The sequence below is a fragment of the Streptomyces sp. NBC_01426 genome (genome assembly GCF_036231985.1).
Lineage (GTDB): Bacteria > Actinomycetota > Actinomycetes > Streptomycetales > Streptomycetaceae > Streptomyces.
Map to the genome: position 1 here is coordinate 3,334,851 of NZ_CP109500.1, position 12,841 is coordinate 3,347,691.

At 70.6% G+C, this 12,841-nt stretch carries 12 protein-coding genes; 2 read left to right on the forward strand and 10 right to left on the reverse strand.

Annotated features, from left to right (window positions below; all coding sequences use genetic code 11):
• Window positions 1-5 precede the first annotated feature (5 nt).
• From OG906_RS14495 to OG906_RS14505, 3 genes are all read right to left on the reverse strand, one after another.
• Window positions 6-374 carry a holo-ACP synthase gene (locus OG906_RS14495; RefSeq protein ID WP_267796309.1) on the reverse strand — a complete coding sequence of 123 codons (369 nt, stop codon included), beginning with the start codon at window positions 372-374 and terminating at the stop codon, window positions 6-8.
• 75 nt (window positions 375-449) lie between these two features.
• Window positions 450-2,297: a glutamine--fructose-6-phosphate transaminase (isomerizing) gene (glmS, locus tag OG906_RS14500; protein ID WP_329443118.1), complete on the reverse strand. Its 1,848-nt coding sequence runs from the start codon at window positions 2,295-2,297 to the stop codon at window positions 450-452.
• A 110-nt stretch (window positions 2,298-2,407) separates the two neighbouring features.
• Window positions 2,408-3,160, reverse strand: a complete 753-nt coding sequence (locus OG906_RS14505; protein ID WP_267796311.1) for a hypothetical protein — start codon at window positions 3,158-3,160, stop codon at window positions 2,408-2,410.
• 285 nt (window positions 3,161-3,445) lie between these two features.
• Between OG906_RS14505 and coaA the strand changes: the two genes are divergently transcribed.
• Both coaA and OG906_RS14515 read left to right on the forward strand, forming a co-directional pair.
• Window positions 3,446-4,465 (forward strand): type I pantothenate kinase, encoded by a 1,020-nt coding sequence (coaA, locus tag OG906_RS14510; RefSeq protein WP_053682601.1) that lies wholly within the window; start codon window positions 3,446-3,448, stop codon window positions 4,463-4,465.
• A gap of 31 nt (window positions 4,466-4,496) precedes the next feature.
• On the forward strand, window positions 4,497-5,444 hold the full coding sequence (locus OG906_RS14515; protein WP_329443123.1) for a DUF389 domain-containing protein: 948 nt from the start codon (window positions 4,497-4,499) through the stop codon (window positions 5,442-5,444).
• Window positions 5,445-5,456: 12 nt separating this feature from the next.
• Here OG906_RS14515 and glmM read toward each other — a convergent pair whose 3' ends face one another.
• The 7 genes from glmM to rplQ all read right to left on the reverse strand — a co-directional run bounded on the left by glmM (window position 5,457) and on the right by rplQ (window position 12,776).
• Entirely contained in the window at window positions 5,457-6,815 is a 1,359-nt protein-coding gene (gene glmM, locus OG906_RS14520) for a phosphoglucosamine mutase (protein WP_267796312.1), read from the reverse strand.
• Window positions 6,816-6,949: 134 nt separating this feature from the next.
• Window positions 6,950-7,471, reverse strand: a complete 522-nt coding sequence (gene rpsI, locus OG906_RS14525) for a 30S ribosomal protein S9 (RefSeq protein ID WP_267796313.1) — start codon at window positions 7,469-7,471, stop codon at window positions 6,950-6,952.
• A 42-nt stretch (window positions 7,472-7,513) separates the two neighbouring features.
• Entirely contained in the window at window positions 7,514-7,957 is a 444-nt protein-coding gene (rplM, locus tag OG906_RS14530) for a 50S ribosomal protein L13 (protein ID WP_030230678.1), read from the reverse strand.
• 233 nt (window positions 7,958-8,190) lie between these two features.
• Window positions 8,191-9,462, reverse strand: a complete 1,272-nt coding sequence (locus OG906_RS14535) for a glycosyltransferase family 87 protein (RefSeq protein WP_329443125.1) — start codon at window positions 9,460-9,462, stop codon at window positions 8,191-8,193.
• A gap of 214 nt (window positions 9,463-9,676) precedes the next feature.
• The gene (locus OG906_RS14540) at window positions 9,677-11,305 is read right to left on the reverse strand and encodes an ABC-F family ATP-binding cassette domain-containing protein (RefSeq protein WP_267796315.1); all 1,629 of its coding nucleotides are present in this window, start codon (window positions 11,303-11,305) and stop codon (window positions 9,677-9,679) included.
• 44 nt (window positions 11,306-11,349) lie between these two features.
• Entirely contained in the window at window positions 11,350-12,201 is an 852-nt protein-coding gene (gene truA / locus OG906_RS14545; protein ID WP_267825923.1) for a tRNA pseudouridine(38-40) synthase TruA, read from the reverse strand.
• Between the two features lie 110 nt (window positions 12,202-12,311).
• Entirely contained in the window at window positions 12,312-12,776 is a 465-nt protein-coding gene (rplQ, locus tag OG906_RS14550) for a 50S ribosomal protein L17 (RefSeq protein WP_053682607.1), read from the reverse strand.
• Window positions 12,777-12,841: the final 65 nt, after the last annotated feature.

Genomic DNA, 12,841 nt, shown 5'->3' on the forward strand with positions numbered 1-12,841 from the left:
CCGACCTACCCCTCGGCGATCACCACGGCCGACGCCACGCCGGCGTCGTGGCTCAACGAGATGTGCCAGGACTTCACGCCCAGGGCCAGCGCCCGGGCCTCGACGGTCCCCGACACCCGCAGCCGGGGCTGCCCCGTCTCCTCCACGTACACCTCGGCGTCGGTCCACAGCAGTCCGCCGGGCGCGCCGAGCGCCTTGGCCAGCGCCTCCTTGGCCGCGAACCGGGCGGCGAGCGAGGCGGTGCCGCGCCGCTCGCCGCTCGGCAGCGTCAACTCGGCGTCGAGGAAGAGCCGTCGGGCCAGGTTCGGCGTCCGCTCCAGCGCGGCGCCGAACCGCTCGATCTCGGCAACGTCAATCCCCACACCGACAATCACGACGCACACCACTCCCACGCAGCCCGTGTTCCCCCGTCACCACTGCGGCGACGGATCGGCGCCCGCGCGCTTGGCTCACTCCACGGTCACCGACTTGGCGAGGTTACGCGGCTGGTCCACCTCGTTGCCCCGCGCCGTCGCCAGCTCGCACGCGAACACCTGCAACGGAACGGTCGCCACCAGCGGTTGGAGCAGCGTCGGCGTGGCCGGGATCCGGATCAGGTGGTCGGCGTACGGGACCACCGCCTCGTCGCCCTCCTCCGCGATGACGATCGTCCGCGCACCGCGCGCCCGGATCTCCTGGATGTTCGACACGATCTTGTCGTGCAGCACGGAGCGCCCGCGCGGCGACGGCACGACCACCACCACCGGCAGGTCCGGCTCGATCAGCGCGATCGGCCCGTGCTTCAGCTCGCCCGCCGCGAAGCCCTCGGCGTGCATGTACGCCAGCTCCTTCAGCTTGAGCGCGCCCTCCAGCGCCACCGGGTAGCCCACGTGCCGGCCGAGGAAGAGCACGGTGTTCTTGTCGGCGAGCGAACGCGCGAGCTGCCGTACCGGCTCCATCGTCTCCAGGACGGTGTCCACGGCCGCCGCGATGTCCGACAGCTCCCGGATCACCGACTCGATCTCGTCGCCCCACTTGGTGCCCCGCACCTGCCCGAGGTACAGCGCCACCAGGTAGCAGGCCACCAGCTGCGTGAGGAACGCCTTCGTCGAGGCGACGGCCACCTCGGGGCCGGCGTGCGTGTACAGCACGGCATCCGATTCGCGCGGGATCGTCGAGCCGTTCGTGTTGCAGACGGCCAGCACCTTGGCGCCCTGCTCCCGCGCGTGGCGCAGCGCCATCAGGGTGTCCATGGTCTCGCCCGACTGCGAGATCGCGATGACCAGCGTCCGCTGGTCGAGGATCGGGTCGCGGTAGCGGAACTCGCTGGCCAGCTCCGTCTCGCAGGGGATGCGGGTCCAGTGCTCGATGGCCAGCTTCGCGATCATGCCCGCGTGGTACGCCGTACCGCAGGCCACGATCACGACCTTGTCCACCTCGCGCAGCACGGACGGCGGGATGCGCACCTCGTCGAGCGTCAGCAGGCCGTTCGCGTCGATGCGGCCCAGGAGGGTGTCGGCGACGGCCTTCGGCTGCTCGGCGATCTCCTTGAGCATGAAGTAGTCGTACCCTCCCTTCTCGGCCGCCGAGGCGTCCCAGTCCACGTGGTACGCCCGTACGGACGCGACCGAGCCGTCGAAGTTGGTCACCGTGACCCCGTCGCGGCGCAGTTCGACGACCTGGTCCTGGCCCAGCTCGATCGCGGACCGGGTGTGGGCGATGAAGGCGGCCACGTCCGAGGCCAGGAAGTTCTCGTTCTCCCCGACGCCCACCACCAGCGGCGAGTTGCGGCGCGCCCCGACCACCACGTCCGGCTGGTCGGCGTGCACCGCGACCAGCGTGAACGCCCCCTGGAGGAGACGGCACACCTGCCGCATCGCCTCGGTGAGGTCCCCGCAGACCTCGAACCGCTCGGCCAGCAGGTGGGCGACCACCTCGGTGTCCGTCTCGGACTCCAGGCGGTGGCCGCGCTCCGCCAGCTCGGCGCGCAGCTCGGCGAAGTTCTCGATGATCCCGTTGTGCACGACGGCCACGCGTCCCGCGTTGTCCAGATGGGGGTGCGCGTTGACGTCGGTGGGCCCGCCGTGGGTCGCCCACCGCGTGTGCCCCAGGCCCGTGGACCCGGCCGGCAGCGGGTGCCCGACCAGTTCCTTCTCCAGGTTGACGAGCTTTCCGGCCTTCTTCACGGAGGAGAGTTCCCCGTCCGCGAGCACGGCGACGCCCGCCGAGTCGTAGCCGCGGTATTCCAGTCGCTTGAGTCCGGCGATGACCACATCGAGCGCAGATTGCGCTCCTACGTAACCCACAATTCCGCACATAGGCGGCAGGGTACGCCGTGGTAGGCCTCCCGCCCGGTACCTGAACAGGACGAAAAAAGACCGCCCCGGCGGACACGCCGGGGCGGTGGGGGCAGCAGTGCCGCGAGGGGTCAGCCGAGCTTCTTGACCTGCGCGTCGACGACGACCTTCGGCTGCTCGGAGTCGCCGGCCAGGTTCAGCGCCCAGAACGTCGCCAGGACGTTGCCCTTGCGCACGACGACCGTGTGCGTCTTCTTCTTCTGGCCGTCGCCCATGTCCATCACGGTGGAGAACCCGGCGGCCTCGTCACCGGAGGTCACCGGCTCGGAGGTGACGTTCCCGATCGGGGTCTTCTCGCCCTCCGAGCTGATGGCGAAGCCGCCGGCGCAGGCCGTGATCGCGGTCTTGACGGAGGCGAACGCGTCCTCGGCGCCCTTGCCGTCGTAGGAGGAGAGGGTGACCGAGGTCGCCGTCGACTTCAGGGCGCCCATGGCCGCCTCCAGCTTCTCGTCCACGCTCGCGCCCTCGGCCGCCGGCTTGGGCAGCTCGACGGTCATGATCCGGCCCACGCCGGTGGACGTGGCGAGCGGCTGCATGGACTGGGCCTGCGCCAGCACCTTGCACTCGGGCTTGTCGGAGTCGACCGGGGCGGTCTTCTCCTCCTTGAACGGCTCGATCTTGTGCGTGGGCAGCTCGGCCTGCGTGACCAGGAGCGCGGCCAGCTCGGCGGCCGTCTTCCCCTTGGCGGCGGGAGCGGCCGACGCGGACGCCTTGGCGTCCGTCTTGGTGTCGGAGGCCTTGTCGGAGCCGCAGGCGGTGGCCAGCAGCGTCAGGGACACGGCGGAAGCGGTCAGGACGGTACGACGGACAAGAGCGGAACGCACGGTGTTTCTCCCCCACAGGCGGTACACAGAAAAGTCGAAAGGCATGCCGGACGGCCCCGGAAACGCCCAGGTGAGGGGCGCACATCGGAGCTGCGACGTGTATCAAGATAAAGTAAAACCCGATGACCCGATCGGGTTTATTCGGCCATCGGCGCAATCGTGACCCCGGCGATACCGACCGGGTCGTCGAATCGAGACCGGCCGCCGCGCGCCCCCGCCCCGCACCCCGCCGCACGTGACCGACCACACCACCCACAAGCGGTCCCGAGCCCCGACAATGGCAGGGTGATCACTTCGCCGCCACGAAGCACGCCGGACCGCGCAACGGAGCGCGCCGGCCATCGCCGGGCTCCCGACGCCTCCCCGTACGTCGACCTCACCCGGGCCGAGTGGAGCGCCCTGCGCGAGCGGACCCCCCTCCCCCTCACCGCCGAGGAGGTCGAGCGGCTCCGGGGTCTGGGGGACGTGATCGACCTCGACGAGGTACGGGACGTCTACCTGCCGTTGTCGCGCCTGCTCAACCTGTACGTCGGCGCCACCAACAACCTCCGCGGCACCCTGAACACCTTCCTCGGTGACGCCGGCAACGGCCACGGCGCCCAGACGGGCACCCCCTTCGTCATAGGGGTCGCCGGCTCCGTCGCGGTCGGCAAGTCCACGGTGGCCCGCCTCCTCCAGGCCCTCCTGGCCCGCTGGCCCGAGCACCCGCGCGTGGAGCTCGTCACCACCGACGGCTTCCTGTACCCGATGAAGGAACTCCAGCGCCGCGGCCTGACCGCCCGCAAGGGCTTCCCCGAGTCGTACGACCGGCGCGCGCTGACCCGTTTCGTCGCGGACATCAAGGCGGGCAAGGACGAGGTCACCGCCCCCGTCTACTCCCACCTGATCTACGACATCGTCCCGGGCGAACAGCTCGTCGTGCGCCGCCCGGACATCCTGATCGTCGAGGGGCTCAACGTGCTCCAGCCGGCCCTGCCCGGCAAGGACGGCCGCACCCGCGTGGGTCTCGCCGACTACTTCGACTTCAGCGTGTACGTCGACGCGCGCCCCGAGGACATCGAGCGCTGGTACCTGGGCCGCTTCCGGAAGTTGCGCGAGACCGCCTTCCAGAACCCCTTCTCGTACTTCCGCAAGTACACGCAGGTCTCCGAGGAGGAGGCCATGGAGTACGCGCAGACCATGTGGCGGACCATCAACAAGCCCAACCTGCTGGAGAACGTGGCGCCCACCCGCGGCCGGGCCACGCTCGTCGTCCGCAAGGGCCCGGACCACAAGGTCCAGAAGTTGAGCCTGCGAAAGCTCTGACCGCACGGGCGGCGGAGTCTAGGGTGCGGCCATGCTGCATCTGCGGATGATCATCCCGTCCGAACGCACGGACGCCGTCGTCGACGTCGTGGAGTCCACGGTCGGCACCGCCCACCTCGTCGTCCTGCCCGGCGCCGGCCGCGACCCCCGCGGCGATCTCGTCCTGTGCGACGTCGCCCGGGAGGCCGGGGACGAACTGCTCCGGGAACTCAAGGGACTCGGGATCGACGAGGACGGCTCGATCGCCGTCGAGAACATCGACCTGTCGTTGTCGAAGCGGGCCGACGCCGCCGAGGAGGAGGCCCCGGGCGAGGGCGCCGACGCCGTGCTGTGGGAGCATCTGACCGAGGCGACCCACGAGGAGTCCACGCTCACCATCACCTACTGCGCCTTCATGATGCTCGCGACGATGATCGCGGCCTGTGGCGTGGTCCTCGACAACGCGGTCCTGATCGTGGGCGCCATGGCCGTCGGCCCCGAGTTCGGCCCGCTCGCCGGGGTCTGCACGGCGGTCGTACGGGGCGTCCCCCGGCTCGCCCTGCGCTCACTGGGCGCGCTGCTGATCGGCTTCGCCGTCGCGATCGCCGCCACCACGGTGTTCAGCCTGGGCATGGACGCGATCGGACAGTTCTCCGAGGAGATGCTGGACAGCCCCCGCCCGAACACCGGCTTCATCTGGAAGCCGGATCCGCTGTCCCTCGTGGTCTCGCTGCTCGCCGGCGTGGCCGGGGTGCTCTCGCTGACCTCGGCGAAGTCCGGCGCCCTGGTCGGCGTGGCGATCTCGGTGACCACCGTCCCGGCGGCCGCCAACGCCGCCGTCGCCCTGGGCTACGGGGAGCTCGCCCAGATGTGGGGTTCGATCGAGCAGTTGCTGGTGAACCTCGGCGGGATCATGCTCGCCGGCATCCTGACCCTGCTCGCGCAGAAACTGCTGTGGCGGACCCAGCGAGGTCGCTGGGTCCGCCACGGGAAACGCTGAGGTGCAGGTCGGTCAGCCGAGGGCCGACTTCACCACGTCCGCGAGCCGCCCCGCGACCGCGCGGGCCTGCTCGATGTCCGCGGCCTCCACCATCACCCGTACGAGCGGCTCCGTACCGGACGGACGGAGCAGCACCCGGCCGGTGGTGCCCAGCTCGCGCTCGGCGTCGGTGACCGCCGCCGCCAGCTCGGCGGAGGTGGTGACCCGGGACCTGTCCACGTCCGGGACGTTGATCAGGACCTGCGGCAGCCGCTGCATCACGCCGGCCAGGTCGGCCAGGGACCGGCCGGTGGCGGCGACGCGGGCGGCCAGCATGAGCCCGGTCAGCGTGCCGTCGCCGGTGGTCGCGTGATCGAGGATGATCACGTGGCCGGACTGCTCGCCGCCCAGCGCGTAGCCGTGCTCCTTCATCGACTCCAGCACGTAGCGGTCGCCGACACCGGTCTGCACGACCTGGATGCCCTCGCCCTCCATGGCCAGCTTGAAGCCCAGGTTCGACATCACGGTGCCGACCACGGTGTTCTCGCGCAGCTGGCCCGCCTCGCGCATGGCCAGTGCCAGCACGGCGAGGATCTGGTCGCCGTCGACCTCGTCGCCGTTGCCGTCCACGGCCAGGCAGCGGTCGGCGTCGCCGTCGTGCGCGATGCCGAAGTCGGCCCCGTGCTCGACGACGGCCTGCTTGAGCAGCCCGAGGTGGGTGGAGCCGCAGCCGTCGTTGATGTTCAGGCCGTTCGGCTCGGCGCCGATCGTGATGATCTCCGCGCCGGCCCGCGTGAACGCCTCGGGCGAGACCCGGGCGGCCGCGCCGTGCGCCTCGTCGAGCACGACCTTGAGGCCTTCGAGGCGGTTGGGCAGGACACCGATGAGGTGCGCGACGTACTTGTCGAAGCCCTCGTCGTAGTCGGAGACCCGGCCGACGCCGGAGCCGGTGGGCCGGTCCCAGGGAGCGCCGGTGCGGTGCTCCTCGTAGACGGACTCGATCCGGCCCTCCAGGTCGTCGGCCAGCTTGTGGCCGCCGCGCGCGAAGAACTTGATGCCGTTGTCGGGCATCGCGTTGTGGCTGGCGGAGAGCATCACGCCGAGGTCGGCGCCCAGCGCACCGGTGAGATACGCCACCGCCGGGGTGGGCAGCACACCGACGCGCAGGACGTCCACGCCCGCGCTCGCGAGGCCGGCGACGACCGCGGCCTCCAGGAACTCACCGGACGCGCGGGGATCGCGGCCGACCACCGCGGTGGCCCGATGACCGGCGAACGTACCCGCCTCGGCCAGTACGTGTGCGGCCGCCACGGAGAGGCCGAGCGCGAGCTCGGCCGTCAGATCCGCGTTGGCAACGCCCCGTACACCGTCCGTCCCGAAGAGTCGTCCCACTGTTGTCCTCCCGAGTTAACGCTTCGCTTGTGACCGCTGTGACAAATATGTGCCGCTTGTGGCGGTAAACGAACCGCCCCGGCAGCACGAAGAGTGCTGCCGGGGCGGTTTCGTTGCTGAACAGCAGGCGCAGATTAACGCTTGCTGTACTGCGGAGCCTTACGGGCCTTCTTGAGACCGGCCTTCTTGCGCTCGACCGCACGGTCGTCGCGGGAGAGGAAGCCGGCCTTCTTCAGCGCCGGGCGGTTGTTGTCCACGTCCGCCTCGTTCAGCGCACGGGCCACACCGAGGCGCAGGGCGCCGGCCTGGCCGGAAACGCCGCCACCCGAGATGCGGGCGATGACGTCGTAACGGTTGTCCAGCTCCAGGAGCTTGAACGGCTCGTTGACTTCCTGCTGGTGCACCTTGTTGGGGAAGTAGTCCTCAAGGGTGCGACCGTTGATCTTCCACTTGCCGGTGCCCGGAACGATCCGGACGCGGGCGATGGCGTTCTTGCGACGGCCCAGGCCGGCGGCCGGCTGGGGGTCGCCGAAGCGACCGGCAAGGGACTCGGAGGTGTAGTCGCCCTCGGCGACGACCTCGGACTCGCTGGTGTACTCCTCGACGTTGCCCTCGAACTCTTCGACGGGGGTCGTCTCGGCGGTGGTCTCGGCCACGATGCTCCTCAGAATTTTCTACGTCTTAGGGGGTGGCCGGAACTACTGCGCGACCTGGGTGATCTCGAACGGCACCGGCTGCTGGGCAGCGTGGGGGTGCTGGTCGCCCGAGTAGACCTTCAGCTTCGAGAGCATCTGACGGCCCAGGGTGTTCTTGGGGAGCATGCCCTTGATGGCCTTCTCGACGGCCTTCTCCGGGTTGTTCGCCAGGAGGTCGTCGTAGCGCACCGAGCGGAGACCGCCCGGGAAGCCGGAGTGGCGGTACGCCATCTTCTGGGTCGCCTTGTTGCCGGACAGGTGAACCTTGTCGGCGTTGACGATGATGACGAAGTCGCCCATGTCCATGTGGGGGGCGTAGGTCGGCTTGTGCTTACCCCGCAGGAGGGCAGCGGCCTGGGTCGCCAGACGGCCGAGGACAACGTCCTGGGCGTCGATGACGAGCCACTGGCGCGAGATGTCGCCGGGCTTGGGGCTGAACGTACGCACGCGTATGCCTTCGCTTCTTCAGTGGTGGTATCCCAAGGGCGCAAGCCCCACGGGAAGGTCCTGACAGGGTCACCACGGACGATCACGACAGCCCTCGTTCACAACGGGGACGCAACCCGTGTGCGAACTGCTGGTCATCGGTCCGGTGGACCGGCGCAAGGCCCTTTCACGTGAGAATGAGCAAGCCAATACGCAGAACAAACCAGCAGGGTACCCAAGCAGACCCGTACGGGTCAAAACGCGGTCCGCGATGCCGACTCGGTCGACGTCGCGGCGCACTCCGGTTCGGTCCTGGGTGGGGACCCCGCAGTTGTTACCGGGTACAGAGTAACCCGGCCGGAGGACAGCCCACGACGCGCCAGCACGATCGCGAGCCCGCACAGCGTCGCGCAGTCGCGGAACGCCCGCCTCTTGCGGGCCAGCTCGGTGGGCCACGGGACCCCCGCCAACTGAGGCACCAGAGCCGCCCAGAACCAGGGCGAGCGCGGCGTGGAACCGGCTCGGACCCCCGACACCAGCAGCAGCGGAAGCACCACCAGGAGGTAGTGGTCGAAGGAGGGCCGCGAGACCAGGAATGCGGCGAGCATCACCATGCAGGCGGTCTCGACCAGCCGCAGTTCCCCGTCGTCGGCGTCGTCGGTGCGCCGCCAGCGGACCCAGGCCGCCCACAGGCCGCCGGCCGCCCCGGCGGACGCCACCAGCACGGCGAGCAGCCCCGGCGCCCCCAGTCGCGGCAGCACCGCGACCGGCGAGGCGTCCCACGGCAGCGCGTACTCGTCCTGCCCCTGGAGCAGGAACGGCAGCGTCTTGGTGAAGAACAGCGTCGGGCTCGGCATCATCAGCGCCCCCAGCAGCGACAGCGCCACCGGCGTCAGCACCGCCGCGGCCAGCCCCCGCCACTGCCGGGCCACCAGGAACAGCACGCCGATCGGCACCAGCATCGGCTTGCAGGCGATCGCCAGCCCGACCACCAGTCCGGCCGCCGCCCACGAGCGCCGGTGCGCCAGCAGCAGCGCCACCGGCAGGGCGGCCGCCGAGATGGCCGTCCAGTTCCCGATCAGCACCAGGTTCAGGTACGGCTTGTAGGCCAGGGCGAAGAGCCCGAAGCCGCCGATCGCGAACCGCGACGTCACCGGCACCGCGAACAGCCGCAGCGCGGCCCACCACCCGACGCCGATCAGCCCCGACATCGCCGCCGGCAGCAGCCAGCGCAGCGCCCACGTGGGCAGCAGCGCCTCCGGCACCGCCATGAGGACCGCGCTCGGCAGGTACAGGAACCGCTTGTCCTCGTACGGGGACACACCGGACAGCAGGGCGTCCGCGGCCTTGACCACGAAGGCGTTGTCCGAGCCCCAGTTCTCCCGCAGGCTCGTCGAGATCGCGATCGTCAGCACGATCGCGAGGGAGACCGCCCACAGGGACCGGGGCGCCGGCCGGAGCAGCCAGGCGAGCCGCCCGCCTCCGGGCGCGGGCGCCCCCGCGCCACGTCGGGAATCCCGCCTCACGAGCCAGATGCCAGGCCGCAGCCGCACGCCGTCTCCCCCTCGAAATCCGCGCCGGGGTGGTCCGCCCCTCACGCTTCCGCTCGACCCGCCGCTCGTCCCACACGGGCTCCTGAGACCCATCCCTCACCGCCGCCCTCGCACCCTTCGGCCCAGGGGCCTCAGAGGCTTCGGTCGGCTGCGCCGGACTCCGCCCGTCGAAACGCACCGCCGGGTCTCAGCGCTTCCGCTCGACCCGCCGCTCGTCCCACACGGGCTCCTGAGTCTCCCGCACAACACCGTCCGAACCGAAGACCAGATAGCGGTCAAATGTGCGCGCGAACCAGCGGTCGTGCGTGACGCACAACACAGTGCCGTCGTACGACTCCAGGCCGTCCTGGAGGGCCTCCGCCGACTCCAGGTCGAGGTTGTCCGTCGGCTCGTCGAGCAGCAGCGCCGTGGTGCCGGCCAGTTCGAGCAGCAGGATCTGGAAACGCGCCTGCTGCCCGCCCGAGAGCTTCTCGAAGGGCTGCTCGGCCTGACGCTCCAGCTCGTAGCGGCGCAGGGCGCCCATCGCCGCGCCGAGCGGCTTCGCCGCCTCCGTCCACAGGATGTCCACGAGGGTGCGCCCGAAGAGCTCGGGGTGGGCGTGGGTCTGCGCGAAGTGGCCCGGGAGCACCCGCGCGCCCAGCTTCCAGGTACCGGTGTGCTTGACGTCCTCGCCCGCGAGCAGCCGCAGGAAGTGCGACTTCCCGGAACCGTTCGAGCCGAGCACCGCGACCCGCTCGCCGTAGAACACCTCCAGCGAGAAGGGCTTCATCAGCCCCGTGAGCTCCAGGTTCTCCACGGTCAGCGCGCGCACGCCCGTACGCCCGCCCTTGAGCCGCATCCGGATGTCCTGCTCGCGCGGCGGCTCCGGCGGCGGTCCGGCCTCCTCGAACTTCTGGAAGCGGGTCTGCATCGCCCGGTACCGCGAGGCCATGTCGGGGCTGGAGGCCGCCTGGTTGCGCAGCCGCAGCACCAGGGCCCGCAGCCGGGCGTGCTCCTCGTCCCAGCGCCGCTTGAGCTCCTCGAAGCGCGCGAAGCGCTCCTTGCGGGCCTCGTGGTACGTCCCGAAGCCCGCGCCGTGCACCCACACGTCGCTGCCGGTCGGGCTCGCCTCCAGGCTGATGATCTTCTGGGCGGCCTGGGTGAGCAGTTCCCGGTCGTGCGAGACGAACAGCACCGTCTTGCGCGTCGCCTTGAGCTGCTCCTCCAGCCAGCGCTTGCCCGGGACGTCCAGGTAGTTGTCCGGCTCGTCGAGCAGCAGCACCTCGTCCGGCCCGCGCAGCAGCGCCTCCAGGACCAGCCGCTTCTGCTCACCGCCCGACAGCGTGCGCACCTCGCGGAACTGCGCGCTGTCGTACGGGATCGCCAGCGCGGCCATGGTGCAGACGTCCCACAGGGTCTCCGCCTCGTAGCCCTGGACGTCGGCCCAGTCGCTGAGCGCCTGCGCGTACGCCATCTGCGCGGCCTCGTCGTCCACGGTCAGGATCAGCTGCTCGGCCCGGTCCACGGCCTTCGCGGCCTCCCGCAGCCGCGGCTGCGCCACCGACACCAGCAGGTCGCGCACGGTCGTCTCGTCCCGGACGGAGCCCACGAACTGCGACATCACGCCGAGCCCGCCGCTGACCGTGACCCCGCCGCCGTGCGGCTGGAGGTCACCGGAGATCAGCTTGAGGAGCGTGGTCTTGCCGGCGCCGTTCGCCCCCACCAGGGACACCACCGAGCCCTCCCCCACACGGAAGGAGACGTCGGGGAGCAGGACCCGCCCGTCGGGAAGGTAGTACTCCAGGTGGTTGACTTCGAGATGTCCCATGCCGGGCATTCTCCAGGCCGGCGCTCATCCACCCAAACCGATTTGCTCCCGGGTCAGCAGCAGCCGGCCCCGGGAAGGGTGCGCAGGTTCCGCGCCTCCTTGCTGCGGGCGGCCAGCAGCTCGTCGGCCGGGTAGCCGACCTCCTCCAGGGTGAGCCCGTGGGGCTTCACCACGTGCACCGAGGAGTCCCGTACGGCGGCGGCCAGCACCTTGCCCGGCCAGTCGGTCGGCCGGTGGCCGTCGCCGACGTGCAGCAGGGCCCCCACCAGCGAGCGGACCATGTTGTGGCAGAAGGCGTCGGCCCGGACGGTCGCGGTGACGATCCCGTCCTCGCCGCGCTCCCAGGAGAGCTGCTGGAGCGTGCGGATGGTCGTCGCTCCCTCGCGCTTCTTGCAGTACGCGGCGAAGTCGTGCTCCCCGAGCAGCGGGACGGAGGCCTCGTTCATGGCGTCCACGTCCAGCGGCCACTGGTGCCACAGCACGTGTCCGCGGCGCAGCGGGTCCACGCCGGCCTGGTGGTCGCCGACGCGGTAGGCGTACCGGCGCCAGATCGCCGAGAACCGGGCGTTGAAGCCCTCGGGGGCCTCGGCGGCCCTCCACACCCGGACGTCGTGCGGCAGCCGCCCGGCGAGCCTGCGCAGCAGCTTGTCGTGGTGCTCGGCCCACACCTCCTCGGCCAGGTCGAACTGCGCGACCTGCCCGCGGGCGTGCACCCCGGCGTCCGTGCGCCCGGCCACGGTCAGCTCGACGGGCTCGGACAGCCGCATCACGGTCTTCAGGGCCGACTCCAGCTCGCCCTGCACGGTCCGCAGCACGCGCTGCTTCGCCCAGCCGGAGAAGTCCTTGCCGTCGTACGACAGGTCCAGCCGCACCCGGACGTGCCCGGGCTCCACCTCGTCACTCACGTGAGCGATCCTCTCAGAAACACGGAAACCACCGGACAACGCAGAACGGGCCCGCCCCGGAAAGGGGCGGGCCCGTTCAGAGCCGTTCAAGCAAGCGAGATCCCGGAGGATCAGGCCTCCTTGGTCTCCTCGGCGGCCGGGGCCTCGGCGGCCTCGGCTTCCTTCACGGCGCGCTTGGTGGCGGCCTCGGCCTCACCGGTGGCCTGCTGGGCGACCGTCAGGGCCTCGACCAGCTCGATGACCGCCATCGGGGCGTTGTCGCCACGACGGTTGCCGACCTTGGTGATGCGCGTGTAACCACCGGGGCGGTTCTCGTAGCGCGGGGCGATCTCGGTGAACAGCGTGTGCACGATGCTCTTGTCCGTGATCGTCTGCAGCACCAGGCGACGGTTGTGGATGTCGCCCTTCTTGGCCTTGGTGACCAGACGCTCGGCGTAGGGACGCAGGCGACGGGCCTTGGCCTCGGTGGTGGTGATGCGGCCGTGCTCGAAGAGCGCCTTCGCGAGGTTCGCGAGGAGGTGCTTCTCGTGCGCGGCGCTGCCGCCCAGACGGGCACCCTTTGCGGGACGCGGCATGGTGATACTCCTTCATATCTGCACCGGCCGTGTCAGGTACCGGTGTCAGTTCCCCCGCGGCGGCT

Bases quoted from the DNA above. Each gene is read 5' to 3' on its own strand.
- glmS (WP_329443118.1), bottom strand. From the start codon at position 2,297: ATGTGCGGAATTGTGGGTTACGTAGGAGCGCAATCTGCGCTCGATGTG.
- OG906_RS14515 (WP_329443123.1), top strand. From the start codon at position 4,497: ATGCTGCATCTGCGGATGATCATCCCGTCCGAACGCACGGACGCCGTC.
- OG906_RS14540 (WP_267796315.1), bottom strand. From the start codon at position 11,305: ATGCCCGGCATGGGACATCTCGAAGTCAACCACCTGGAGTACTACCTT.
- rplQ (WP_053682607.1), bottom strand. From the start codon at position 12,776: ATGCCGCGTCCCGCAAAGGGTGCCCGTCTGGGCGGCAGCGCCGCGCAC.